Raw genomic sequence first — 24,602 nt, 5'->3', positions numbered from 1 at the left:
CCAAAGGACGAGGCCGGGTCCGCACCTTCGCCCGATGACCGGCGGCCCGTCGACCTCGACGATCGCTGCATGACCGCAGCAGCGCCGACGACGTCCCGCCTTCACCCGCGGTGGCTGGTGCCCGCCGCCCTGATCGCCCTGGCTCTCGTGCCGGTCGCGGCCGGCGCCGCCCGGCTCGTCGAGCTCTCCGGGGGCGCGGTGGCGCTCCCCGAAGCGCCCCGCTCGGCCGCCGCGCCCCTGCCCCTCGTGGTGCACATCCTCAGCGCACTCCTCTTCACCGTGGTCGGCGCGTTCCAGTTCGTGCCCGGCATCCGTGGACGGCGGCCGCGCTGGCACCGGCTCACCGGGTGGATCGCCGCCCCCGCGGGCCTGGTCGCCGCACTGAGCGGGCTCTGGCTGACCGTGGTGATCACCGGCGCCGACAGCGGTCTGCTCACGCTGTTCCGCGCGGCGGCCGGGATCGGGATGGGCGGGTCTCTCGCCCTCGGCGTCACTGCGGTCCTGCGCCGGGACCTCGCCGGGCACCGCGCCTGGATGCTGCGGGGCTATGCGCTGGGCCTGGGCGCAGGGACGCAGGTGCTCACGGCCGGCGCGTGGCTGGCGGTGGTGGGGGAGTCCGGTCCGGCCACCGAGGCCTGGCCCATGGGTGCGGGATGGCTGATCAACCTGGCGGTCGCCGAGTGGCTGATCCGCCGGCCGGCAGGCGTGCGTGCTCGCCGGGCCGTGCCCGTGGGCTGACGAGCGGTCGGACCCCGCCGCTACGGTGCCGGACGTGACCGAGACCACGTGGCTCGACGCCACCGCGCAGGCCGACCTCGTCCGCACCGGGGAGGCCACGCCCGCCGAGCTGGTCGAGGCCGCCATCGAGCGGATCGAGCGGGTGAACCCCCAGCTGGACGCCGTCATCCGCGACCGGTTCGACGTCGCCCGCGCGGAGGCACGCGGCCAGCTGTCCGACGGTCCGTTCCGCGGCGTCCCGATCCTGCTCAAGGACCTCGGTTGCCACGTCGCGGGGGAGGAGACCAACTACGGCACCTCCTTCCTCCGGGACGCCGGGTACCGCTGGCCGGTCGACAGCCACCTCGCCTCGCGCTTCCGGACGGCGGGCTTCGTCGTCCTCGGTCGCACCAACGTGCCGGAGTTCGGCACGACGATCACCACGGAACCCGCTGCTCACCCTCCGGCCCGGAACCCGTACGACACCGGCCGGTCGACCGGGGGCTCGAGCGGCGGGTCGGCGGCCGCCGTCGCCGCTGGCCTCGTGCCGCTCGCCCACGCCAACGACGGCGGAGGATCGATCCGGATACCTGCTGCCGAGTGCGGCCTGGTCGGCCTGAAGCCGACGCGGGCGCGGGTCAGCCAGGGCCCCGAGGTGGGGGAGAGCTGGGCGGGCGCCACCATCGACGGCGTCGTCACCCGCACGGTCCGCGACACCGCCGCCGTCCTCGACGTTCTCAGCGGCCCCATGCCGGGCGACCCGTACGTCGCCCCGCGGCTGCCCCGGCCCCTCGCCCAGGAGGTGGGCGCGCCGGTGGGCCGGCTGCGCGTCGGCCTCCTGGACGCGCAGACGGGAGAGCAGTACCTCGACGACCCGGCGTGCCGGGTGGCGGTGGAGCGCGCCGGCCGGCTGCTGGCCGACCTCGGCTGCGACGTCGAGCCGGGGACGCCGGGCGCGATGTTCGACCCGCAGTTCCCGCGCTTCTTCACGACCACCATCGCGGCGGACGTGGCCCTCACCCTCTCCGCGCTCCAGCGCTCCGCCCTCGGCCGGCCGGTGGACGACGGAGAGCTCGAGCCGCGCAACGTCTTCTACCGCGCCGTGGGCCGCAAGCTCTCTGCCGAGGACTACCTCGGTGCGCGCCAGTGGCTCGGCTCGTGGAGCCGCCGGATGTCGGAGTGGTGGGCTCCGGCGGAAGTCGGCGGCCAGGGCTTCGACCTGCTGGTGACGCCCACGATCGCTGCCCCGCCGCCGGAGCTCGGCTGGATGACCGCCGCCGGGCCCCGGGAGGAGGGCCGGCGGATCAACAGCCTCATGCCGTACACGGCCCAGTTCAACGTCACCGGTCAGCCGGCGATCAGCCTGCCGCTGCACTGGACCGACGAGGGGCTGCCGGTCGGCGTCCAGCTCGTCGCCGCCTTCGGCCGCGAGGACGTGCTGGTGCGCGTCGCCGCGGCCCTGGAGCAGGCGGCGCCGTGGGCCGACCGCCGTCCCGCGGTCTCCGCCTGACGGCCGGTCCCGTCCGGGCGGCGCAGGCGTGGGGGAGAGTCCGGGGCCCGGGCCCGCTGTCCGGGGAAGCCCGTCCGCCTAGACTCGGGCGGCCACGGGGTGTGGCGCAGCTTGGTAGCGCACCTGCTTTGGGAGCAGGGGGCCGCAGGTTCAAATCCTGTCACCCCGACCGGACGAGCGCGATGCCCGCATCCCGCCACCGCGCGTGTGCCTCCGACGTCTCTAGACTCGGGGGTCGACCCGGCGCCACGACACCGTGGGCGCCTGCACACCCACTGTCTCACCGAGGAGCACTGCCGCTGTGAAGAGCACCATCGAGGAACTGGGCCCCACGCGGGTCCGGATGGCGATCGAGGTGCCCTGGGGGGACCTGGACCACGCATTCGGTGAGGTCTACAAGGAGCTGGGCAAGCAGGTCCGCGTCCCGGGGTTCCGCCCCGGCAAGGTGCCCAACCGCGTCCTCGACCAGCGCATCGGGCGCCCCGTCGTCCTCGAGCAGGTCGTGCAGCACGCCGTTCCGGAGATCTACTCCGAGGTCATCCGGGAGAACCAGGTCCGCGTCCTGGGCCAGCCCGACATCGAGGTCACCCGCCTCGACGACAACGACACCCTCGCCTTCACCGCCGAGGTCGACGTCGCCCCGCAGCTCGAGCTCCCCAGCCTGGACGACCTCGCCGTGACCGTCGACGACGTCGAGGTCACCGACGAGGAGATCGACCAGCAGGTCTCGGTCATGCGCGAGCGCTTCTCGATGCTGACCGGCGTCGAGCGCGCCGCCCAGGACGGCGACTTCGTCTCCATCGACCTCGAGGCCAAGCTGAACGGTGAGGTCCTCGAGGACGGCTCGACCACCGGCATGTCCTACGAGGTCGGCTCCGGCAGCCTCATGGAGGGCCTCGACGACGCCGTCCGCGGGCTGTCCGCCGACGAGTCGAAGACCTTCGAGACCGCACTGCTCGCCGGTCCCAACGCCGGCGAGACGGCCGAGGTCACCGTCACCGTCCGCTCGGTGAAGGAGAAGGAGCTGCCCGAGCTGGACGACGAGTTCGCCTCCACCGCCAGCGAGTTCGACACCCTGGACGAGCTGCGCGAGGACGTCCGCACCCGGCTGGCCCGCTCGAAGGTGATCCAGCAGGGCGCACAGGCGCGCGACAAGCTGGTCGAGCACCTGATCGAGACCATCGAGGTGCCGATCCCGGAGAACCTCGTCGACCGCGAGATCGAGTGGCGCAACCAGGCCTTCGAGCGGGAGCTCGCGCAGGCCGGCATGGACTGGGACGCGTTCCTCAAGATGTCGGGCGTCGAGAGCCGCGAGGAGTACGAGGCCGACCAGCGGAAGAACGTCGAGGAGGCCGTCAAGACGCAGTTCATCCTCGACGCCATCGCCGACGCCCGAGAGGTCACCGTCGGCAACGACGACCTCTCGGCGCAGATCATGGCCCAGGCCCAGCGCAGCCGGATGAGCCCGGAGCAGTTCGCGCAGCAGCTGCAGCAGGGCGGCAACATCGCCGAGTTCGTCGCCGACGTGCGCCGCACCAAGACGCTGGCCCAGCTGCTCGAGCAGACGACGATCACCGACGCGTCGGGCAATCGCGTCGACCTCGAGGCCCTGCGCCCGAAGACGGTGCAGGCGCCGGCTGACGACGAGGCGACCGGGGACGAGGGCACCGAGGACGCTCCGGCCGAGGGCGAGGACATCGGCGTCCAGGCCGTCGCGAGCGAGGCCGCCGAGGGCGCCACGGAGAACACCGAGGACGTCACCAAGGCCTGAACGAGGACCTCGTCCTCCTCGCCCTTCGCAGGCTCAGGGCGAGCCTTCTGGACGAGGCCGTACGCGACGACGCCGCCTTCCCGACCGGGGAGGGCGGCGTCGTCGCGTTCCGGCGCTGCGCCGACGGCGAACACCGCCCGCACGAGGACTGTCCCGTCGCAGGTCCGCGTTAGGGTCGACAGGACTCAGGCGATCGCCGGGGGGTACCGCCTCCCGGAGGGCCGTTCCGGTCCCCGCACCACTTCGAGACCTATGCCACGACGCGTCCTACGGAGGTCACCGCACCCGTGAGCACCACCGACCCGATCCTGGCGAGCGCACCCATCATGCGTGGCGCCGGCGGAATGATGAACCTCGGCGACTCGGTCTACGAGCGCCTGCTGCGCGAGCGCATCATCTTCCTGGGCACCCAGGTCGACGACGTCATCGCCAACCAGCTGGCCGCGCAGATGCTGCTGCTGTCCGCCGAGGACCCCAAGCAGGACATCCACCTCTACATCAACTCGCCCGGTGGCTCGGTCAGCGCCGGCATGGCCATCTACGACACGATGCAGTTCATCGACTGCGACGTCGCCACCTACGGGATGGGCCTGGCCGCCTCGATGGGCCAGTTCCTGCTGACGGCGGGCACCAAGGGCAAGCGCTACGCCCTGCCGCACGCGCGGATCATGATGCACCAGCCCTCGGCCGGCGTCGGTGGCACGGCGGCGGACATCGCCATCCAGGCCGACCTGTTCCGCCGCACGAAGAGGGAGCTCAACGAGCTGCAGTCCTTCCACACCGGGCAGAGCGTCGAGCGGATCAACGAGGACTCCGACCGCGACCGCTGGTTCACCGCCCAGGAGGCCCTCGAGTACGGCTTCGTCGATCACGTGGTGAGCAAGGCCGCCATGACCGACAGCGCCAACCCGGTCTCCGACAACTGAGCGCCCGAGGACACAGACAGATGAGCTTCGAGATGCCCTCCAGCCGCTACATCCTGCCCTCCTTCGTGGAGCGCACGAGCTACGGCATGAAGGAGTCCAACCCCTACAACAAGCTCTTCGAGGAACGGATCATCTTCCTCGGGGTGCAGATCGACGACGCGTCGGCCAACGACGTGATGGCCCAGCTGATCACGCTGGAGTCCGCCGATCCCGACCGCGACATCACGATCTACATCAACTCGCCCGGCGGCTCCTTCACGTCGCTCATGGCCATCTACGACACGATGATGTTCGTCCGGCCCGACATCCAGACCGTGGTCATGGGTCAGGCCGCCTCGGCCGCCGCCGTCCTGCTCGCGGCCGGGACGCCGGGCAAGCGCCTGGCGCTGCCGTACTCGCGCGTGCTGATCCACCAGCCCTCCGGCGAGGCCGGCGGCCAGGTCACCGACCTGGAGATCCACGCCGCCGAGATCGAGCGGGTGCGGGTGCAGATGGAGGAGATCCTGGCCCGGCACACCGGCCGGTCCCAGGAGCAGATCCGCACCGACATCGACCGCGACAAGATCCTGACGGCCGCCCAGGCCAAGGAGTACGGGATCGTCGACCAGGTGATCCAGAGCCGCAAGCTCAACGCCCTCCAGTCCTGACCGGCCGGTACGGGCCGGGGGCGCGCGTGACGCGTGTTCGGCCCGTACCGTCGGAGGTCTGAGGGCACGACGGGACAGAAGTGGGACGGCCGGCGATCCGGGTGAGTCATTGCCCGACCTCGCCGGAGGTGGCAGGTACGTTCGGCGAACGCCCGATCCCCGGCCGGAAGCGCCGGGAGGAGAGCCTCGCGGGGCAGCCTGTCAGCGAGGTCGAGCAGGGGCAGCAGACAAGCAAGCAGGGTCCAACCCGCGGGTACCTGACACCAGGACCGGCGACTGTCGAGGTGGAGGTCAGCAGGTGGCACGTATCGGTGAGAGCGGTGATCTGCTCAAGTGCTCGTTCTGCGGCAAGAGCCAGAAGCAGGTCAAGAAGCTCATCGCTGGCCCCGGGGTCTACATCTGTGACGAGTGCATCGACCTCTGCAACGAGATCATCGAGGAAGAGCTCTCCGAGTCGTCGGACCTGAAGTTCGACGAGCTGCCCAAGCCCAAGGAGATCCACGACTTCCTCGACCAGTACGTCATCGGCCAGGACAAGGCCAAGCGGACGCTCTCGGTCGCGGTCTACAACCACTACAAGCGGATCCAGGCCGGCGGTGACCGCGCCTCCCGCGAGGACGCCGTCGAGCTGGCGAAGTCCAACATCCTGCTGATCGGCCCGACCGGGTGCGGCAAGACCCACCTCGCGCAGACCCTGGCCCGGATGCTGAACGTCCCGTTCGCCATCGCCGACGCCACCGCGCTCACCGAGGCCGGCTACGTGGGTGAGGACGTCGAGAACATCCTCCTCAAGCTGATCCAGGCCGCCGACTACGACGTGAAGCGGGCCGAGACCGGCATCATCTACATCGACGAGGTCGACAAGATCGCTCGCAAGAGCGAGAACCCGTCGATCACCCGCGACGTCTCCGGCGAGGGCGTGCAGCAGGCGCTGCTGAAGATCCTCGAGGGGACGACGGCGTCGGTGCCCCCGCAGGGTGGCCGCAAGCACCCGCACCAGGAGTTCATCCAGATCGACACGACGAACGTGCTGTTCATCGTGGGTGGCGCCTTCGCCGGCCTGGAGCAGGTCATCGAGGCCCGCGCCGGCAAGCAGGGCATCGGCTTCGCCGGCGAGATCCGCGGCAAGCAGGAGATCGAGGACGCCAACGCCTTCGCCGAGGTCATGCCCGAGGACCTGCTGAAGTTCGGCATGATCCCCGAGTTCATCGGCCGGCTCCCGGTCATCACCAGCGTGCGCAAGCTGGACCGTCAGGCGCTGATCAACATCCTGACCCAGCCGAAGAACGCCCTGGTGCGCCAGTACCGGAAGCTCTTCGAGCTCGACGGCGTGGAGCTGGAGTTCACCGACGACGCGCTCGAGGCGGTCGCCGACCAGGCGATCCTCCGGGGCACCGGCGCCCGCGGGCTCCGCGCGATCATGGAGGAGGTGCTCCAGTCGGTCATGTACGACATCCCCAGCCGCGAGGATGTCGCCTCCGTGGTGATCACCAAGGAGGTCGTGCTGGAGCACGTCAACCCGACCATCGTGCCGCGCAAGCCCACCCGCGCCCCCCGCGAGAAGTCGGCGTAAGCACAGCGTCCTCGGCGAGCCCGTCCCCGTGAGGGGGCGGGCTCGCTGCGTTGCAGGGCACGCCAGGGTCGGGCGTTGCTCCGTCATCGGGCATTCCGCGCTGCCGGATGTCCGGTCACGGGACGACGCCCAGGCGACGGCGGTAGGTCTCCGCGATCTGCGCGCGGCAGCCTTCCGGGTCGGAGGTGGCCCGCCGGTAGCTGAACCGCAGCGTCTGCCACCCGAGGACGGCCAGCGCGGCGTCCCGGCGGAGATCCCGCTCGCGCGCCTGCTCGGAGCCGTGGAACGCCGCGCCGTCCAGCTCGACGGCCAGCCGCACCTCCGGCCAGGCGGCGTCGACGAACACGGGCCCGTCCGGCAGCGCGATCCGGTACTGGCGCCGGCACTCCGGCACACCGGGGAGGTGAGGATGTGCCGCAGGCCGAAAATCTCCAGCTCGCTGTGGCTGCCGCCCTCGACCAGGCGCAGCAGTTCCGCGAGCTCCGCCCGCCCGGGCAGGTTGCGCCGGTCGTTGGACTCGATGACCACGTCCGGCGTTCGCACGCGCCGTCCCTGCACCGCCCGCAGCACGACTCCGCGCACCACGCCCGCACGCCCCCGCCTGGCGCCGGGCCGGTGCGCATCCCCCCAGGAGTCCACCAGCGCCCTGGCCACCGGGGTGGTGACGAGGCCTCGCGCGGTGGTGAGACCGAACGGCCTCGGGCTCCGGTGCACCCGGAGCCGGCGTGACGTGCGCACGCGGCAGCTGGGCGGCACGGTGACCTCCAGCCGGGTCACCTCCTGCCTCAGCCCGTGCGCGGCCAGCGCACTGCCGTGGCTCAGTGGCCCACCGCAGTACGACGTGGCCGCGTGCGCCCGCACCGTCCAGTCGTCCACCAGCTCCGGCACGGTGACCCAGCCGGGATGCAGCCGCACGAGCCGCCCGGTGGCGAGCCAGCGGCCGATGGTCCGGGGGGCCACCTGCTCGGAGAGCCACGCCGTCGATGCGACCCGTGTCGGGCCCAGCAGCTGGAGGTCATCGTGCACCGGCACAGAGTGCGGGAAACGGCTCGTGTCCGGCGCCGCGCGGGGCAACCTGGGGATGGCCGAGCCGGCGTTGCCCCGCAGCCAGTCTTTCCGAGCCCCGGGATGTCGGGTAGAGGGACGACGCCCGACGGCAACGCGTTCAGGGCCCGCCGACACCCCGGCGCGCTGCCTTGCGCCCGTGAGCACGCGGTACGTCGCCCTGCTGCGGGCGATCAACCTGGGGGTGACCCGGCGGGTGGCCATGCCGCGGTTGCGCGAGGTGCTCACCGACCGCGGGTACGGCGCCGTCCGCACGCACCTCGCCAGCGGAAACCTCCTGCTCGACAGCCCGCTGGCGGAGGCCGACCTGGCCGCCGAGCTGACCAAGGCCATCGGCGAGGAGTTCGGTCTCGACGTCCCCGTCGTGGTGCGGACCGCCGACGAGCTGGCCGCCGTCCTGGCCGCCGACCCGTTGGGCCACGTCGCCACCGACCCGTCCCGCTACTCGGTCACCTTCTTCCCCGAGCCGTTGCAGCCCGAGCGCGTGGCGGCGCTCCCGCCCGGCGACGGCGGGGACTACGTGGTGCGCGGACGCGAGCTCTACCTCTGGCTGCCCGACGGCATGCAGCACGGCCCGATGGGCGGGTGGACGTGGGACCGGCTGCTCGGCGCCGCGGGGACGAACCGCAACTGGAACACCGTCCGGAAGCTGGTCGAGCTGACCCGCTGACCGGGGGAGCGTGCAGCGAGGGCGCGCCCCCGGCCGGGGAGCGCGCCCTCGGCGCACATCGCTCAGGCCGGGCTCAGGCGTCGACGGCCTCGGCGAGGACGACGTCGACGGTCAGCGGGCCCTCGCCGGCCACGAGCGACAGCTCGGCGATCCGGCCGGCGTGGACCAGGTCCGGCCGGGCCGCCTCCAGCGCCGCGACCTGCTCCGCCGGCGCGGTGACGGTGGCCGTCTCGACGTCGGCCCGCATCGACTGCTTGGCGTCGGACTTCGCCTTGCGCACCCCGGCCAGCGCGGCGGCGGCGATCGAGACCACCGCCGGGTCACCGCCGGTGGGCAGCTCCGCAGCCGTCGGCCACAGCGCCCGGTGCACCGAGCCGGTCTGCCACCAGGACCAGACCTCCTCGGTGACGAAGGGCAGCACCGGCGCGAACAGCCGCAGCTGCACCGACAGGGCGAGGGCCAGCGCGGCCTGGGCCGACGCCGCGGCCGGGCCGTCGCCGTAGGCCCGCGACTTCACCAGCTCGACGTAGTCGTCGCAGAACGACCAGAAGAACGTCTCGGTGACCTCGAGGGCACGGGTGTAGTTGTAGGACTCCATCGCCGCCGTCGCCTCGTCGACCATCCTGGCCAGGGAGGCCAGCAGCGCGCGGTCGATCGGCTCGGTGACCTGGTCGACGGTGTGCGCGGCGGAGGCACCGGAGCCGAGGGCGAACTTGCCGACGTTGAGGATCTTCATGGCCAGCCGCCGGCCGACCTTCATCTGCGCCTCGTCGAAGGGCGAGTCCGCGCCCGGCCGTGCACCGGCCGCGCGCCAGCGCACCGCGTCGGTGCCGTACCGCTCGAGGACGTCGATCGGCGTGGTCGCGTTCCCCTTGGACTTGGACATCTTCTTGCGGTCCGGGTCGACCACGAAGCCGGAGATCGTGGCGTGCGTCCAGGGCACGGTGCCGTGCTCGAAGTGCGCCCGGACGACCGTGGAGAACAGCCAGGTGCGGATGATGTCGTGCGCCTGCGGCCGCTGGTCCATCGGGAAGACCTTGGCGAACAGCTCCGGGTCGGTGTCCCAGCCCGAGGCCACCTGTGGTGACAGGGACGACGTCGCCCAGGTGTCCATGACGTCGGGGTCGGCCATGAACCCGCCGGGCTTGCCGCGCTGGTCCTCGGTGAAGCCCTCGGGCACGTCGGACGACGGGTCGACCGGCAGCGCCGACTCGGGCGCCAGGATCGGCTCGTCGTGGATCGGCTCGCCGGCCTCGTCCAGCCGGTACCAGACCGGGAACGGGACGCCGAAGAACCGCTGGCGGCTGATCAGCCAGTCACCGTTGAGGCCCTCGACCCAGTTGTCGTAGCGGTGCCGCATGTGCTCGGGCACCCACTGGATCTCGCGGCCCCGCGCGAGGAGGGCATGGCGCAGGTCGGCGTCCCGGCCGCCGTTGCGGATGTACCACTGGCGCGTGGTGACGATCTCCAGCGGGCGCTCGCCCTTCTCGAAGAACTTCACCGGGTGGGTGATCGGCTTGGGCTCGCCCTCGAGGTGGCCGGACTCCCGCAGCATCTCCACGATCCGCTGCTGGGCGCTGAACACGGTCTTGCCGGCCAGCTCGGCGTAGGGCTCCGCGGGGACGTCGGCCGGCGGGTCGGCCAGGATCCGGCCGTCCCAGCCGACGATCGCCCGGGTCGGCAGCTGCAGCTCACGCCACCAGGTGACGTCGTTGAGGTCACCGAAGGTGCAGATCATCGCGATGCCCGAGCCCTTGTCCGGCTCGGCGAGGCGGTGGGCGACCACCGGCACCTCGACGTCGAACAGCGGCGTGCGCACCGTCTTCCCGAACAGCGGCTGGTAGCGCGCGTCGTCGGGGTGGGCGACCAGTGCGACGCAGGCCGGCAGCAGCTCCGGGCGCGTGGTCTCGATGAAGACCGCGCCCTCCGGGCCGGCGAACCCGATCCGGTGGTAGGCGCCGGGGCGCTCGCGGTCCTCGAGCTCGGCCTGGGCGACGGCGGTGCGGAAGGTGACGTCCCAGAGGGTCGGCGCCTCCTGCGCGTAGGCCTCACCGCGGGCGAGGTTGTGCAGGAACATCCGCTGCGCGGTGGCCCGCGAGGTCTCCGAGATCGTCCGGTAGACGTTGGTCCAGTCCACCGACAGGCCCATGCGCCGCCACAGCTTCTCGAACTCCGCCTCGTCGGACTCCGTCAGCTGCATGCACAGCTCCACGAAGTTGCGCCGGGAGATCGGGAGCTGGTTCTTCTCCGGCCTGGCCGGCGGCTCGAACGAGGGGTCGTAGGGCAGCGCGGGGTCGCAGCGCACGCCGTAGTAGTTCTGCACCCGGCGCTCGGTCGGCAGCCCGTTGTCGTCCCACCCCATCGGGTAGAAGACGTGCTTGCCGCGCATCCGCTGGTAGCGGGCGACGATGTCGGTGTGGGTGTAGCTGAACACGTGGCCCACGTGCAGCGAGCCGCTGGCGGTCGGCGGAGGGGTGTCGATCGACCAGATCTGCTCGCGCGGCGCCTGCAGCGCGGCCTCGCGGTCGAAGCCGTAGGTGTCCTCGGAGGCCCAGCGGGCGACCCACCTGTCCTCGAGGCCGTCGATCGACGGCTTCTCCGGTACGCCGACGGCGGCTCCCGGCGTCGCGCTGTCCGGGGTGCGGGAGTCGGTGACCATGTACCTCATCCTAGGAAGTGCGCGGCTGGCATCCTGAGCAGGATGAGCAACGGCAGCACCGGTGGCATGGCCCGGGTCGAGAACGAGCTGCTGGCCCGCTGGCCGGAGAGCCGCCTGGAGCCCTCGCTCACCCGCATCAGCGCGCTGGTCGACCTGCTCGGGTCGCCGCACCGGGCGATGCCGGTCATCCAGGTGGCGGGCACGAACGGCAAGACGACGACGGCGCGGATGATCGACGAGCTGCTGCGCGGTTTCGGCCTGCGCGTCGGCCGGTTCACCAGCCCGCACCTGCAGTCGATCCGGGAGCGGATCGTGCTCGACGGCGAGCCGGTCACCGCCGAGCGCTTCGTCGAGACCTACGACGACATCGCGCCCTACGTGCAGATGGTCGACGCCGCCGGCGAGATCCCGATGAGCTTCTTCGAGGTCATGGTCGGCATGGCCTACGCGCTGTTCGCCGACGCGCCGGTCGACGTCGCGGTGATCGAGGTCGGGATGGGCGGCACCTGGGACGCGACCAACGTCGCCGACGCGCGGGTCGCCGTCGTGACACCGGTGGCGCTGGACCACGCCGAGTACCTCGGCCCCGACGTCGGCACGATCGCCGGCGAGAAGGCCGGGATCATCAAGGGCGACGCGATCGCAGTGCTCGCCCACCAGGAGCCGGCCGCGCTGGACGCGCTGGTCCGCCGGGCCGTGGAGGCCGACGCCGTCGTCGCCCGCGAGGGCACCGAGTTCGGCGTGCTGGAGCGGACGGTCGCCGTCGGCGGTCAGCAGGTCCGTCTGCAGGGCCTGGGCGGTGAGTACCAGGAGGTCTTCCTCCCGCTGTTCGGTGCCCACCAGGCGCAGAACGCCGTGACGGCGCTGGCCGCGGTCGAGGCGTTCCTCGGCGCGGGCTCGGCCACCGGGCCGATCGAGCAGGACACCGTCCGCGCCGCGTTCGCCGCCGTCCGCTCGCCGGGCCGGCTCGAGCGGGTGCGCACCAGCCCGGCGGTGCTCGTGGACGCCGCGCACAACCCGGCCGGCATGAGCGCAACCGTGGCGGCGCTGCGCGAGTCCTTCGACTTCACCCGCCTGGTCGGGGTGGTCGGCGTCGTCCACGGCAAGGACGTCGGAGGGATGCTCGCCGAGCTGGAGCAGGTCTGCGCGGAGCTCGTCGTCACCCAGAACGGCTCGCCGCGGGCGATGCCCGCCGACGAGCTGGGTGCGCTCGCCGTCGACGTCTTCGGCGCCGACCGGGTGAGCGTCTCACCCCGGCTGGACGAGGCGATCACGGAGGCGATCGAGCTGGCCGAGGCGGGTCCGGACGATGCCCTCGGCGGCTCGGGCGTGCTCGTCACCGGCAGTGTGATCACCGCGGGCGAGGCCCGCACCCTGCTGTCGCGTCGGGGTTCGCGGTGACCGCTCCCGACCCGGCGCGCGCGGCGCGGGCGCTGGGCGGGGCCGCGGCCGGGATCCTGGTGCTGGAGGGCATCGCGGTCCTGTTCGTGCCCCGCGGCATCGCCCAGACCGAGGCGGGGCTGGGCGGCGGCCGGCTGGCGGTCCTGCTGGTCCTCTCCCTGGTCCTGATCCTGGCCAGCGGGATCCAGCGCCGGGAGCGGGGCCTGCTCATCGGGACCGTGCTGCAGGTGCCCCTGCTGCTCACCGGGCTGTTCACCAGCGCCATGTGGTTCGTGGGGGGCGCCTTCCTGCTCATCTGGGCCTATCTGCTGCAGGTCCGCAAGCAGCTGCTGGGCAGCGCCTTCGGACCCGTGACGGCGCCGGACCGGACCGACGGCGACGGCGACCCGGCGGCCACCCCGTAGGCTCCCGGCCCGTGACCGAACGCACTCTCGTCCTCGTCAAGCCCGACGGCGTCTCCCGCGGCCTGGTCGGCGAGGTGATCACCCGGCTCGAGCGCAAGGGCCTGCGCCTGGTGGCCGCCGAGCTGCGCACCCTGCCCGCCGAGGTCGCCGAGACCCACTACGCCGAGCACCGCGAGCGGCCGTTCTTCGCCGACCTCGTGCAGTTCATCACCAGCGGCCCGCTGATGGCCCTGGTCGTCGAGGGGCCCCGCGCCATCGAGGCGTTCCGCGCCCTGGCCGGCGCCACCGACCCGGTGAAGGCCGGCCCCGGCACCATCCGCGGCGACTTCGCCCTCGAGGTGCAGAACAACATCGTGCACGGCTCCGACTCGCCGGAGTCGGCCGCGCGCGAGGTGGAGCTCTTCTTCCCCGGTCTCGGCTAGCGGTCCTCTGCCCGTGGCGGCCCCTCGCGGGGGCCCCGCCACGGGCGGGCGAGTGGTGGGGGCGAGAGGGCGTTCCTCAGAGGTCGGCGTCGACCGGCTCGTCCGGGACGGTCCATGCCAGGTGCCAGTAGGCGAGCAGCCCGGCGGTGAGCCACAGCAGGAACCCGAAGCAGAGCGCCAGGGGGACGTGGCCGCTCAGCGCGACGATCGTGACCGCGCCGGTCCAGGCGGCGAAGTGCAGCGCCGTCGCCGGCCAGGCCACCGTCACGAAGGAGTGGTCACGCAACCGCTGCTGGTGCTCGTCGAGCGACCGGCTGCTGCGGTCGAAGACGCCGCGGATCCCCGCGTTGAGCACCGAGTGCAGCGGGATGAACCCGAGCATCCCCGCCGTCCAGGCGCCGAAGAACCACGTCGTCCAGCCCTCTCTCGTCGTGGCGCTGGCCAGCGTGGCCATGACGAGCAGGACGATGAGCGCCACCTGCGCGAGGACCGCGCGACGGCGCACGCGTCGGGTGCGTGCCCAGGCCCACCGCCGGTCGTCCAAGGTGCGGGCCAGGTACGTCTGGTCGGGAGAGATGCTCATGACGTCCTCCTGAGGAGCTCCTCGCTGAGCGAAGGCAGCGGGTCGAGCGAGAACACCGCTTCGACGGGCAGGTCGAAGAAGCGGGCGATGCGCAGGGCCAGGGCCAACGACGGGCTGTACTCACCGCGCTCCACGTAGCCGATCGTCTGGGGGTGGACCCCGACGGCCTCGGCGAGCTCTTTCCGGCTGACGCCGCGGTCGGCGCGGAGCACGGCGATGCGGTCGTGCACCCTGTCCGCCTCGGACTTCGGCTGTCGTCCCACACGACGAACCGTAGCATTAAAGCTATGCAGCGCCGAGTCCGTCGACGTCCCGGCTCACCTGGCGTGGTGCTGGCTCACCGGCGGGGCTGAGCCAGGATCCAGATCGATCAGCCGCCTGATCACCATGGGGCGGTCGCGGGGGCGGCTACCCTGGACCGGTCATGACTGGTGAGACTCTGTACCCCCGCCTCGAACCGCTGCTGGCCCAGATCCAGAAGCCGATCCAGTACGTCGGGGGTGAGCTCAACGCCCAGGTGAAGCCGTGGGAGTCCGCGGACGTGCACTGGGCGCTCATGTACCCCGACGCCTACGAGGTGGGCCTGCCCAACCAGGGCCTGATGATCCTGTACGAGGTGCTCAACGAGCGCCCCGACGCCCTGGCCGAGCGCACCTACGCCGTCTGGCCCGACCTCGCCGCGCTCATGCGCGAGCACGGCGTCGGCCAGTTCACCGTCGACGGCCACCGGGCCGTGCGCGACTTCGACCTGCTCGGCGTCAGCTTCGCCACGGAGCTGGGCTACACCAACCTGCTCGAGGCCCTCGATCTCGCCGGTGTCCCGCTGCACGCCGTCGACCGGGACGAGACCCATCCGGTCGTCGTCGCCGGCGGGCACGCCGCGTTCAACCCCGAGCCGGTCAGCGACTTCGTCGACTGCGCCGTGCTCGGCGACGGCGAGCAGGTCGTCGGCGACATCACCGACGTCGTCAAGGCGTGGAAGGCCCAGGGCCGACCCGGTGGGCGCGTGGAGCTGCTGGCCCGCCTCGCCCGCGTCGACGGCGTCTACGTGCCCCGGTTCTACGCCGTCTCCTACGGTGCCGACGGCGCGATCGCCGCGGTCACCCGCACCCGCGACGACGTTCCGGCGAAGGTCGGCAAGCGCACCGTCATGGACCTCGACGAGTGGCCCTACCCGAAGCAGCCGCTGGTCCCGCTCGCCGAGAGCGTGCACGAGCGGATGAGCGTGGAGATCTTCCGCGGCTGCACCCGGGGCTGCCGTTTCTGCCAGGCCGGCATGATCACCCGCCCGGTGCGCGAGCGGACCATCACCGGCATCGGCTCGATGGTCGACGCCGGCCTCAAGGCGACCGGCTACGAAGAGGTCGGGCTGCTCTCGCTGTCCAGCGCCGACCACTCCGAGATCGGCCAGCTGGCCAAGGAGCTCGCCGACCGCTACGAGGGCACCAACACCGGCCTGAGCCTGCCGTCGACCCGCGTCGACGCCTTCAACGTCACGCTGGCCAACGAGCTGTCCCGCAACGGGCGGCGCAGCGGCCTGACCTTCGCCCCGGAGGGCGGCAGCGAGCGGATCCGCCGGGTGATCAACAAGACGGTGTCCAAGGAGGACCTCGTCCGCACGGTGACCACGGCGTACGCCAACGGCTGGACGCAGGTGAAGCTCTACTTCATGTGCGGTCTGCCGACGGAGACCGACGAGGACGTCCTGGAGATCGCCGAGCTCGCGGTCGAGGTCATCCGGGCCGGCCGCGAGGCCAGCGGCCGCAAGGACATCCGCTGCACCGTCTCCATCGGTGGCTTCGTGCCCAAGCCGCACACCCCGTTCCAGTGGGCGGGTCAGGCCAGTGCCGAGACGATCGACCACCGCCTCCGGGTGCTGCGCCAGGCGATCAACGCCGACCGCCGCATCGGCCGCTCCATCGGGCTGCGCTACCACGACGGCAAGCCGGGCGTCATCGAGGGGCTGCTGTCCCGCGGTGACCGCCGCGTCGGCCGGGTCATCGAGCGCGTGTGGCGCGAGGGTGGGAAGTTCGACGGCTGGAGCGAGCACTTCTCCTACGAGCGGTGGACGCAGGCGGCCGCCGAGGAGCTGGCCGCGTTCGGGGTCGACCTGGACTGGTTCACCACCCGCGAGCGCACCGAGCACGAGATCCTGCCCTGGGACCACCTGGACTCCGGGCTGGACAAGGAGTGGCTCTGGGAAGACTGGCAGGAGGCCCTCTCCGAGGAGGAGGTCGCCGACTGCCGGTGGACGCCCTGCTACGACTGCGGGGTGTGCCCGACCATGGGCACCGAGATCCAGATCGGCCCCACCGGCCGCAGCCTGCTCCCGCTCACCGTCGTCTGATGGCCCGCCAGCCCGAGGGCCCGCCCCCGCCGCCCACCGTGCAGAAGCTGCGCATCCGCTATGCCAAGCGGGGCCGGCTGCGCTTCGCGTCCCACCGCGACCTCGCGCGGGCCCTGGAGCGGGCGCTGCGCCGGGCGCAGGTGCCCATGGCGTTCTCGGCCGGGTTCAGCCCGCACCCGAAGATCTCCTACATCGGTGCCGCGCCCACCGGGGCGGCCAGCGAGGCGGAGTACCTGGAGATCGGGGTCGCGATCCACTGCGACCCCGAGGCGGTGCGGGTCGCGCTGGACACCGCCCTGCCGCCCGACGTCGCCGTCCTCGAGGTCGTGGAGGCGCAGGAGGGGACCGGCTCCCTGGCCGACCGCATCGACACCTCCGTCTGGCGCGTCGAGCTGCCCGGCGTGGCCCTCGCCGAGCTGCAGCCGGCCGTGGAGAAGTTCCTCGCCAGCGACGTCGTGACCGTCGCCAAGCGCACCAAGAACGGGCTCAAGGACATCGACGCCCGCCCCGCCGTGGCCGGCGCGTCGGCTGCCGAAGAGGCAGGTTGTGCCATACTGCACGTGGTCGTCCGGCAGGTGACGCCCGCTGTACGACCCGACGACGTGTTGGCCGCCCTGGCTGCCGTCGCCGACCTGCGCCCGCCGTTGCCCCCACGGGCCGTGCGTGAGGCGCAGGGCCGGCTCGACGACACCGGGACCGTGGCCGATCCGCTCGGACCCGACCGCGCGGCGCGCGCTCCCGTACCGGGAGAGCACGCAGCGGTCTGACCGACGGAGCCCCCCCGGGGCCCGCGCGCCGTCGCAGCGACACGGCTGCCAGACGTGACGCACCCGCTCCAGGTCACCCCGGCCCGGACGACGCAGACCACCGCACCACCCGCTCCACCGCACCCGGCGTCACCGGGGGCGGGCACCACAGCAGTCCGGCTCCCCGCCGCGGCAACCGTCGCGCGGGAGCCGTCCACAGACTTCGCAGGGCGAGCCAGTCCGCCGTACCCAGCGCGGCGGCCCGCCCCGCCCCAACCCCGTGCTCCTGCGCGGCCGCCAGCACATGGCGCCCGGGAGCGCATGAGGAGGCGAGAGCCCTCGTGGCTGACACCGACCACCCGACCACCGAGCACGACGAGACCCAGGGGACCGAGGTCCCGCCGGGCACACCGCAGCCCGCCGAGGCGGAGGCGACCGGCGTGCCGGCGACCCCCGACGAGGGAGCGCCCGCAGAGGGCACCGAGCAGCCGGCCGAGGGCGCCGAGGAGCCGGCCGACGACGCCGAGCCGGCCGCCGAGGCCCAGGCCGGACCCCCCGCGCCGGAGCCCGACCCCGAGGGGCACGAGCCCGACGAGCCCGCGCACTCCCCGTTCGGGGCGCAGTTCAGCTCCCCGGAGCCGACCGCCGTCGTCGCCCGCCCCCGCCGCCGGGCCACCCGGCCGGCCGGCGCGGCCGACCCCGGCTCGGTCGAGGCCGTTCCCCCCGCGCCCGCGGCACCGGTCCCCGCCTTCGTCAGCTTCATGGCGCCGCCGGTGGACGCGCCCCCGGCGCCGCGCCGGCGCAGCCGCCGCCCGGCGGAGTCGCCGGACCCCCAGGTGGTCGAGGACCGGAGCGCGGACAGCGACCGGAACGACAGCGCCGAGGAGGCGCCCCGCTCCCGCCGCGGCCGCTCCCGCCGCCGTCCGGCGGAGGAGCAGCCCGAGCCCGTCGAGATCGAGGCCGTCGAGGACGAGCAGCCCGAGGACGCCGACGAGCGCGACGACTCCGGCGAGGACCGCGACGACAGCGGCTCGTCGGCCAGCCGCCGACGCCGTCGCGGCCGCCGGGGGCGTGGTCGAGGCCGCAGCGGTGAGGACTCCGGCGACGCCGACGACGAGGACGCTCCCGAGCGGTCGGGCGCCGACAGCGACGACGACGACGAGGAGACCGACACTCCCGGGGAGCCGGTCGACAGCGACGACGAGGAGAACGAGGACGAGGGCTCGACCGGGTCGGGCACCCGGCGTCGCCGGCGTCGCCGCCGCCGCAGCGGTGGATCCGGGAGCGAGGACGCCTCCGACGACACCGACGACGACGACCGCCCCGAGCGGGCCGGCCGCAACGGCCGCAGCACCAGCGACGACGACGTCCGAGGCATCGCCGGCTCGACCCGGCTGGAGGCCAAGCGCCAGCGCCGCCGGGACGGCCGCGACACCGGCCGGCGCCGCACGCCGATCCTCACCGAGTCCGAGTTCCTCGCCCGCCGCGAGGCCGTCGACCGGAAGATGGTCATCCGCCAGCGGGGCGAGCGGACGCAGATCGCCGTCCTCGAGGACGACGTCCTCGTCGAGCACTACGTCACCCAGGCCTCGGCCACGTCGTTCGCCGGCAACGTCTACCTCGGCCGGGTGCAGAACGTGCTGCCCAGCATGGAGGCGGCGTTCGTCGACATCGGCAAGGGGCGCAACGCCGTCGTCTACGCCGGCGAGGTCAACTGGGACGCCGCCGGCCTCTCGGGCAAGCAGCGCTCCATCGAGCAGGCGTTCAAGTCCGGCGACAAGATCCTGGTGCAGGTCACCAAGGACCCGATCGGCCACAAGGGCGCCCGGCTGACCCAGCAGATCAACCTGCCCGGTCGCTTCCTGGTCTACGTGCCCGGTGGCTCGATGACCGGCATCAGCCGCAAGCTCCCCGACACCGAGCGGCAGCGGCTCAAGGACATCCTCAAGCGGATCGTCCCCGAGGACGCCGGCGTGATCATCCGGACCGCCGCGGAGGGCGCTTCGGAGGAGGAGCTCACCCGCGACGTCAACCGGCTCAAGGCGCAGTGGGACGTCATCAAGCAGAAGTCGGAGTCGACGTCGAACGCGCCGACGCTGCTCTACGGCGAGCCCGACCTGGCCATCCGGGTCATCCGGGACGTCTTCAACGAGGACTTCAAGGAGCTCGTGGTCCAGGGCGACGACGCGTGGGACACCGTCGAGGCCTACGTCGCGCACGTCTCCCCGGAGCTGAGCGAGCGGCTGACCCGCTACACCGGCCAGGGTGACGTCTTCCACGACCTGCGGATCGACGAGCAGCTGACCAAGGCGCTGGACCGCAAGGTGTGGCTGCCGTCGGGCGGCTCGCTGGTGATCGACCGGACCGAGGCCATGACCGTGGTCGACGTGAACACCGGGAAGTTCACCGGCTCGGGCGGCAACCTCGAGCAGACGGTCACGCGCAACAACATGGAGGCGGCCGAGGAGATCGTCCGCCAGCTCCGGCTGCGCGACATCGGCGGCATCATCGTCATCGACTTCATCGACATGGTGCTCGAGAGCAACCGCGACCTGGTGCTGCGCCGGCTCACCGAGTGCCTGGGCCGTGACCGCACCAAGCACCAGGTCGCCGAGGTGACCTCGCTGGGCCTGGTGCAGATGACCCGCAAGCGGGTCGGTCAGGGCCTGCTGGAGGTCTTCTCCGAGTCCTGCGAGCACTGCCGGGGCCGCGGCATCCTGGTGCACCTCGACCCGGTGGACGAGAAGCGCCGGGGCGGGGGCGGCTCGGGCGGCAACGCTCCCTCGGGGGGCAAGGACGCTGCCAAGGAGGCCGGGGCCGCGAAGGACGCCGGCAACGGGCGCAACCGCGGCAACGGCGGCGGCGGCGGCAAGGACGTCCCCGCCAAGGACGTCCCCGCCAAGGACGTCCCCGCCGAGGACGCACCGGCCGAGGAGGTGCCCCAGCCGGCCGTGGCCGGCGCGCCCGCCGGTGACGGTCAGCCCGCCGAGGGTTCGCGCAGCGGGGGACGCCGCAGCCGTGGCCGCCGGAACCGCGGGCAGTCCGGGGAGGAGCGCGCGGCCGAGGACGCCGCCGTGCTCGCCGGCGCCCGCGCCGGCGACGAGGGCGCTCCCGCGGGGGAGCCCGTGGCCGACGGCTCGGCCGAGACGGTGGAGGCCGTCCCAGCCGCTCCGGAGGCGGCCGCCGGGTCCGGGGATGCCGAACCGCAGGACGTCGAGCCCACGCCCGCGCAGCGGGTCGACCCGCCGGTGCGGACGGTCGAGCCGCTGCCCGGGACCGCGCCGGTCCCCATGCCGACGGCGGAGGTCGAGGCCGACGACGTGCTGCCGGCCGGTGAGGTGGCCGCGGTCGAGGCGCCCGAGCAGGACGCGACGCCGACCACCTCGGCCACGGCCGGCGTCGTCCCCGGTGGGGTGGCGCACGCCGCCGGTGCCGAGGCCGACGGTCAGCAGCCCGCGGAGCAGTCGGCCGGGAACGGGGAGCCGCCCGCGGCGACCACCCGGCCGCGTCGCCGCCGGGCCGCCAGCCGGCCGGCGGGTCCGCCCGCCTGAGGATCGACCCCCTCTCCGCCGGACGGGGAGGGGTGCCCGGGGGCACGTCGACCCGTCGACGGTCCTCGGGTACGCTGGACGGGTTGCTGCGCCACCGCGCAGGTGCCTCCGGGCGCCGCCGGGAGGGCGTGGGCAGCTCGTCCAAGCACCCGGCGCCCGCTCCGGTCGTGCGCGCCGGACACAGAGCTTGACGTGAAGAAGCGAACGAGGAGTCAGTGGTGTACGCAGTGGTGAAGGCCGGTGGCAGCCAGCACAAGGTGGCCGTGGGCGACACGTTCACGATCAACCGCCTGCAGGGTGCGGCGGGCGACACCGTCGCCCTCCCGGCCATCCTGCTGGTCGACGGCGACACCGTCACCAGCGACGCAGCGGCCCTGGCGAAGGTGACCGTGACCGGCGAGATCGTCGAGCACGGCAAGGGTCCGAAGATCCACATCCACAAGTTCAAGAACAAGACCGGCTACCACAAGCGGCAGGGGCACCGTCAGCCCCTGACCAGCGTCGTGGTCCGCGACATCTCGAAGGGCTGACGCCGACATGGCACACAAGAAGGGCGCCTCGTCCTCCCGCAACGGCCGCGACTCGAACGCACAGCGCCTCGGCGTCAAGCGCTTCGGTGGCCAGGTCGTGAAGGCCGGCGAGATCATCGTCCGCCAGCGCGGGACCCACTTCCACCCGGGCCTCGGTGTCGGCCGCGGCGGCGACGACACGCTGTTCGCACTCGCGCCGGGCTCGGTCACCTTCGGTACGCGGCGGGGACGCAAGACGATCTCCATCACCGCCGTCGAGGCGTAACCACTCGTAGCAGTTCCGCTCACGAGCGCACGGGCCATCGGCCCGTGCGCTCGTGGCGCTTCAGCAGGTAGGAGTCGACGCGGATCCGTCCGCTCGGAGAACATGGCCGCATTCGTCGATCGCGTCACCATCCACGTCGCCGCCGGTAACGGCGGGCACGGCGTGTCCTCGGTGCACCGCGAGAAGTTCAAGCCGCTCGGTGGCCCCGACGGGGGCAACGGCGGGGACGGCGGCGACGTCGTCCTCGAGGTCGACCCCAGCGTGCACACGCTGCTCGACTTCCACCACCGCCCGCACCAGAAGGCGGCCAACGGACGCCCGGGCGCCGGCAGCAACCGACACGGGGCCAGGGGCGAGGACAAGATCCTCCGCGTGCCCGCCGGCACCGTGGTCAGTACCCCCGACGGCCGGGTGATCGCCGACCTCGTCGGCGCAGGCACCCGCGTGGTGCTCGCCCACGGCGGCAAGGGCGGGCTCGGCAACGCCGCCCTGGCCAACGCCCGCCGGAAGGCCCCCGGGTTCGCCCTCCTCGGCGAGCCGGGCGAGGCGTTCGACGCCGTCATCGAGCTCAAGAGCGTCGCCGACGTCGGCCTGGTCGGCTTCCCGTCGGCCGGCAAGTCCTCGCTCATCGCCGCGATGTCAGCGGCCCGGCCGAAGATCGCCGACTACCCGTTCACCACGCTGGTCCCCAACCTCGGCGTGATCCGCTCGGGCGACACGGTCTACACGATGGCCGACGTCCCCGGGCTGATCCCCGGCGCGTCCACCGGCAAGGGCCTCGGTCTGCAGTTCCTCCGCCACGTCGAGCGGTGCGCCGTGCTGGTGCACGTCGTCGACATGGCGACGATGGAGCCCGGCCGCGACCCCGAGAGCGACATCGAGGCCCTCGAGCACGAGCTCGCCGAGTACGGCGGCGACGAGCTCGACCTGGTCGGGCGCCTGCGGATCGCCGTGCTCAACAAGATCGACGTGCCCGACGGCCGGGAGCTGGTCGACCTGGTGCGCGCCTCACTGGAGGAGCGCGGGCTGCGGGTGTTCGCGGTGAGCGCCGCGACGGGGGAGGGGCTGGCCGCCTTCGGGTACGCGCTGGCCGCCGCCGTCGAGGAGCACCGCGCGTCACTGCCGGCGCCGGAGCCGGTCCGGGTGACGCTGACCCCGCGCGCGGTCGACGACACCGGCTTCACCGTCGCGCCGGATCCGGACGGCGACGGCTACGTCGTCCGGGGCGTCAAGCCCGAGCGCTGGGTGCGCCAGACGGACTTCTCCAACGACGAGGCCGTGGGCTTCCTCGCCGACCGGCTCAACCGCCTCGGCGTGGAGGAGGAGCTGGCGAAGGCCGGGGCCCGCGAGGGCGACGCCGTCACGATCGGCGACGTCACCTTCGACTGGGCTCCGACGCTGCCCGCCGGCACGCTCACCGCCGAGGAGTCCGCCGGGCTCGGCGGACGCGGCACCGACAACCGGCTGGAGAGCAACGAGCGGGTGGGCGCCTCCGAGCGGCTGGCCGCCAAGCGGGCCCGCCGGGTGCCGTTCGAGGTCACCGACGGCGGCTGGACCGACGAGGACCTCGAGGACCTGTCGGTCCCGGACGACGACGAGCCGGACGACGACGTTCCCGGGGACGACCAGGACCCGGAGGACGAGGCCCTCGCCGGCGAGCGCACGGACGGCCCGCGGTGACGGCCGGGGCGGCTGCCCGTCCCGAGATCGCCGGGGCCGGGCGGGTCGTGGTCAAGGTCGGCTCCTCGTCGCTGACCACCCTCCCCGGCGGCCTGGACGTCGACCGGCTCACCGCGCTGGTCGACGTGCTCGCCGCCGTCCGCGCGTCGGGGCGGGAGGTCGTGCTCGTCTCCTCGGGGGCGATCGCCGCCGGCCTGGCGCCGCTCGGGCTCGACGGGCGCCCACGCGACCTGGCGACCGCCCAGGCGGCGGCCAGCGTCGGCCAGCTCCGCCTGGTGCAGACCTACGCCGACGCCTTCGCCCGGCACGGCATCACCGTCGGCCAGGTGCTGCTCACCGCCGACGACCTCACGCGCCGCAGCCACTACCGCAACGCGCACCGGACGGTCGAGCGGCTGCTGACGCTGGGCGTGCTGCCGATCGTGAACGAGAACGACACGGTCGCCACCGAGGAGATCCGGTTCGGCGACAACGACCGGCTGGCGGCGCTGGTCGCCCACGTCGCGCAGGCGTCGGCCCTGGTGCTGCTCTCCGACGTCGACGGCGTCTACGACGGCGACCCGCGCACCGGGCCGGCGCAACTGGTGGACACCGTGCGCGACCCCGGCGACCTCGCGGCGGTCACCCTCGGGTCGGCCAGCCGCAACGGCGTCGGCACCGGGGGCATGGCCACCAAGGTCGAGGCCGCGTTCATCGCCGCGCACGCCGGCGTGCCCGTCGTCGTCACCTCCACGCCCCAGGCCGCCGAGGCGCTGGCCGGCGGCCGCGTGGGCACGCTCTTCGCGCCGATGGGCAAGCGGCCCAGCGCCCGCCAGTTCTGGCTGCGCTACGCCAGCCGCCCGCGCGGCCGGCTGATCCTCGACGACGGCGCGGTCACGGCGGTCCGGGAGCGGCACGCCTCGCTGCTGGCCGCCGGCATCACCGGGACCGCGGGGGAGTTCCTCGCCGACGACCCCGTCGAGCTGGTCGGCCCGGACGGCGTCGTCGTCGCCCGTGGGCTGGTGGCCTACGACGCCCGCGAGATGCCGGCCCTCCTCGGGCGCAAGACCGGCGACCTCCCGCCCGAGCACCGCCGCGAGGTGGTGCACCGCGACGAGATGGTGCTGGTCGGACGCCTGCGCTGAGCGCTGTCACC

Annotated in this window: 21 protein-coding genes and 1 tRNA gene; 18 read left to right on the top strand and 4 right to left on the bottom strand. The window is 73.0% G+C overall.

Going from position 1 to position 24,602, the window contains the following annotated elements:
* Window positions 1–69 precede the first annotated feature (69 nt).
* The 7 genes from ACI791_RS01700 (at window position 70) to clpX (ending at window position 7,144) form a co-directional block, all read left to right on the top strand.
* Window positions 70–738 carry a DUF2306 domain-containing protein gene (locus ACI791_RS01700; RefSeq protein ID WP_456584449.1) on the top strand — a complete coding sequence of 223 codons (669 nt, stop codon included), beginning with the start codon at window positions 70–72 and terminating at the stop codon, window positions 736–738.
* Window positions 739–772: 34 nt separating this feature from the next.
* Window positions 773–2,227, top strand: coding sequence for an amidase (locus ACI791_RS01695; RefSeq protein WP_456584448.1), 1,455 nt, complete (start codon window positions 773–775; stop codon window positions 2,225–2,227).
* Between the two features lie 95 nt (window positions 2,228–2,322).
* Window positions 2,323–2,396, top strand: a tRNA-Pro gene (locus ACI791_RS01690).
* Between the two features lie 132 nt (window positions 2,397–2,528).
* Window positions 2,529–3,998, top strand: a complete 1,470-nt coding sequence (tig, locus tag ACI791_RS01685; protein WP_456584447.1) for a trigger factor — start codon at window positions 2,529–2,531, stop codon at window positions 3,996–3,998.
* A gap of 287 nt (window positions 3,999–4,285) precedes the next feature.
* Window positions 4,286–4,924 carry an ATP-dependent Clp protease proteolytic subunit gene (locus ACI791_RS01680; RefSeq protein WP_456584446.1) on the top strand — a complete coding sequence of 213 codons (639 nt, stop codon included), beginning with the start codon at window positions 4,286–4,288 and terminating at the stop codon, window positions 4,922–4,924.
* A gap of 20 nt (window positions 4,925–4,944) precedes the next feature.
* Window positions 4,945–5,571, top strand: a complete 627-nt coding sequence (locus ACI791_RS01675; RefSeq protein WP_347059979.1) for an ATP-dependent Clp protease proteolytic subunit — start codon at window positions 4,945–4,947, stop codon at window positions 5,569–5,571.
* Window positions 5,572–5,869: 298 nt separating this feature from the next.
* Window positions 5,870–7,144, top strand: coding sequence for an ATP-dependent Clp protease ATP-binding subunit ClpX (gene clpX, locus ACI791_RS01670; RefSeq protein WP_347059980.1), 1,275 nt, complete (start codon window positions 5,870–5,872; stop codon window positions 7,142–7,144).
* A 115-nt stretch (window positions 7,145–7,259) separates the two neighbouring features.
* On the opposite strand, the gene ACI791_RS01665 is transcribed toward clpX, so the two are convergent.
* Entirely contained in the window at window positions 7,260–7,538 is a 279-nt protein-coding gene (locus ACI791_RS01665; protein ID WP_456584445.1) for an endonuclease domain-containing protein, read from the bottom strand.
* A gap of 810 nt (window positions 7,539–8,348) precedes the next feature.
* On the opposite strand from ACI791_RS01665, the gene ACI791_RS01660 reads away from it, so the two are divergent.
* Window positions 8,349–8,879: a DUF1697 domain-containing protein gene (locus tag ACI791_RS01660; RefSeq protein WP_456584444.1), complete on the top strand. Its 531-nt coding sequence runs from the start codon at window positions 8,349–8,351 to the stop codon at window positions 8,877–8,879.
* A gap of 73 nt (window positions 8,880–8,952) precedes the next feature.
* Here ACI791_RS01660 and valS read toward each other — a convergent pair whose 3' ends face one another.
* Window positions 8,953–11,538 (bottom strand): valine--tRNA ligase, encoded by a 2,586-nt coding sequence (gene valS / locus ACI791_RS01655; RefSeq protein WP_456584443.1) that lies wholly within the window; start codon window positions 11,536–11,538, stop codon window positions 8,953–8,955.
* Between the two features lie 42 nt (window positions 11,539–11,580).
* On the opposite strand from valS, the gene ACI791_RS01650 reads away from it, so the two are divergent.
* The 3 genes from ACI791_RS01650 to ndk are packed head-to-tail and all read left to right on the top strand — an operon-like array spanning window position 11,581 to window position 13,765.
* A complete protein-coding gene (locus tag ACI791_RS01650) occupies window positions 11,581–12,939 on the top strand; it encodes a bifunctional folylpolyglutamate synthase/dihydrofolate synthase (RefSeq protein ID WP_456584442.1) in 1,359 nt (452 codons plus the stop codon).
* Window positions 12,936–13,343 (top strand): DUF4233 domain-containing protein, encoded by a 408-nt coding sequence (locus tag ACI791_RS01645; protein WP_456584441.1) that lies wholly within the window; start codon window positions 12,936–12,938, stop codon window positions 13,341–13,343. Before ACI791_RS01650 ends, ACI791_RS01645 begins: the two co-directional genes overlap by 4 nt.
* A gap of 11 nt (window positions 13,344–13,354) precedes the next feature.
* Entirely contained in the window at window positions 13,355–13,765 is a 411-nt protein-coding gene (gene ndk, locus ACI791_RS01640; protein ID WP_456584440.1) for a nucleoside-diphosphate kinase, read from the top strand.
* A 76-nt stretch (window positions 13,766–13,841) separates the two neighbouring features.
* On the opposite strand, the gene ACI791_RS01635 is transcribed toward ndk, so the two are convergent.
* Window positions 13,842–14,348, bottom strand: coding sequence for a hypothetical protein (locus tag ACI791_RS01635; protein ID WP_456584439.1), 507 nt, complete (start codon window positions 14,346–14,348; stop codon window positions 13,842–13,844).
* A complete protein-coding gene (locus ACI791_RS01630; protein ID WP_347059988.1) occupies window positions 14,345–14,611 on the bottom strand; it encodes a helix-turn-helix transcriptional regulator in 267 nt (88 codons plus the stop codon). Before ACI791_RS01630 ends, ACI791_RS01635 begins: the two co-directional genes overlap by 4 nt.
* A 161-nt stretch (window positions 14,612–14,772) precedes the next feature.
* On the opposite strand from ACI791_RS01630, the gene ACI791_RS01625 reads away from it, so the two are divergent.
* The 7 genes from ACI791_RS01625 to proB all read left to right on the top strand — a co-directional run bounded on the left by ACI791_RS01625 (window position 14,773) and on the right by proB (window position 24,591).
* Window positions 14,773–16,695, top strand: a complete 1,923-nt coding sequence (locus ACI791_RS01625; protein WP_456584438.1) for a TIGR03960 family B12-binding radical SAM protein — start codon at window positions 14,773–14,775, stop codon at window positions 16,693–16,695.
* Window positions 16,695–17,462: a TIGR03936 family radical SAM-associated protein gene (locus ACI791_RS01620; RefSeq protein ID WP_456584437.1), complete on the top strand. Its 768-nt coding sequence runs from the start codon at window positions 16,695–16,697 to the stop codon at window positions 17,460–17,462. The genes ACI791_RS01625 and ACI791_RS01620 overlap by 1 nt, the downstream gene beginning before the upstream one ends.
* A gap of 320 nt (window positions 17,463–17,782) precedes the next feature.
* Complete coding sequence (locus tag ACI791_RS01615; RefSeq protein WP_456584436.1) at window positions 17,783–20,992, top strand: Rne/Rng family ribonuclease; 3,210 nt, start codon at window positions 17,783–17,785, stop codon at window positions 20,990–20,992.
* 218 nt (window positions 20,993–21,210) lie between these two features.
* Window positions 21,211–21,522 (top strand): 50S ribosomal protein L21, encoded by a 312-nt coding sequence (gene rplU, locus ACI791_RS01610; RefSeq protein ID WP_026855855.1) that lies wholly within the window; start codon window positions 21,211–21,213, stop codon window positions 21,520–21,522.
* A gap of 7 nt (window positions 21,523–21,529) precedes the next feature.
* Complete coding sequence (gene rpmA, locus ACI791_RS01605; RefSeq protein ID WP_347059992.1) at window positions 21,530–21,787, top strand: 50S ribosomal protein L27; 258 nt, start codon at window positions 21,530–21,532, stop codon at window positions 21,785–21,787.
* Between the two features lie 102 nt (window positions 21,788–21,889).
* The gene (gene obgE, locus ACI791_RS01600) at window positions 21,890–23,467 is read left to right on the top strand and encodes a GTPase ObgE (protein WP_456584435.1); all 1,578 of its coding nucleotides are present in this window, start codon (window positions 21,890–21,892) and stop codon (window positions 23,465–23,467) included.
* Window positions 23,464–24,591 (top strand): glutamate 5-kinase, encoded by a 1,128-nt coding sequence (proB, locus tag ACI791_RS01595; RefSeq protein ID WP_456584434.1) that lies wholly within the window; start codon window positions 23,464–23,466, stop codon window positions 24,589–24,591. Before obgE ends, proB begins: the two co-directional genes overlap by 4 nt.
* Window positions 24,592–24,602 lie beyond the last annotated feature (11 nt).

This window comes from Blastococcus sp. SYSU DS0973 (assembly GCF_054051055.1).
This window is presented reverse-complemented; position numbering and strand designations above follow the sequence as displayed.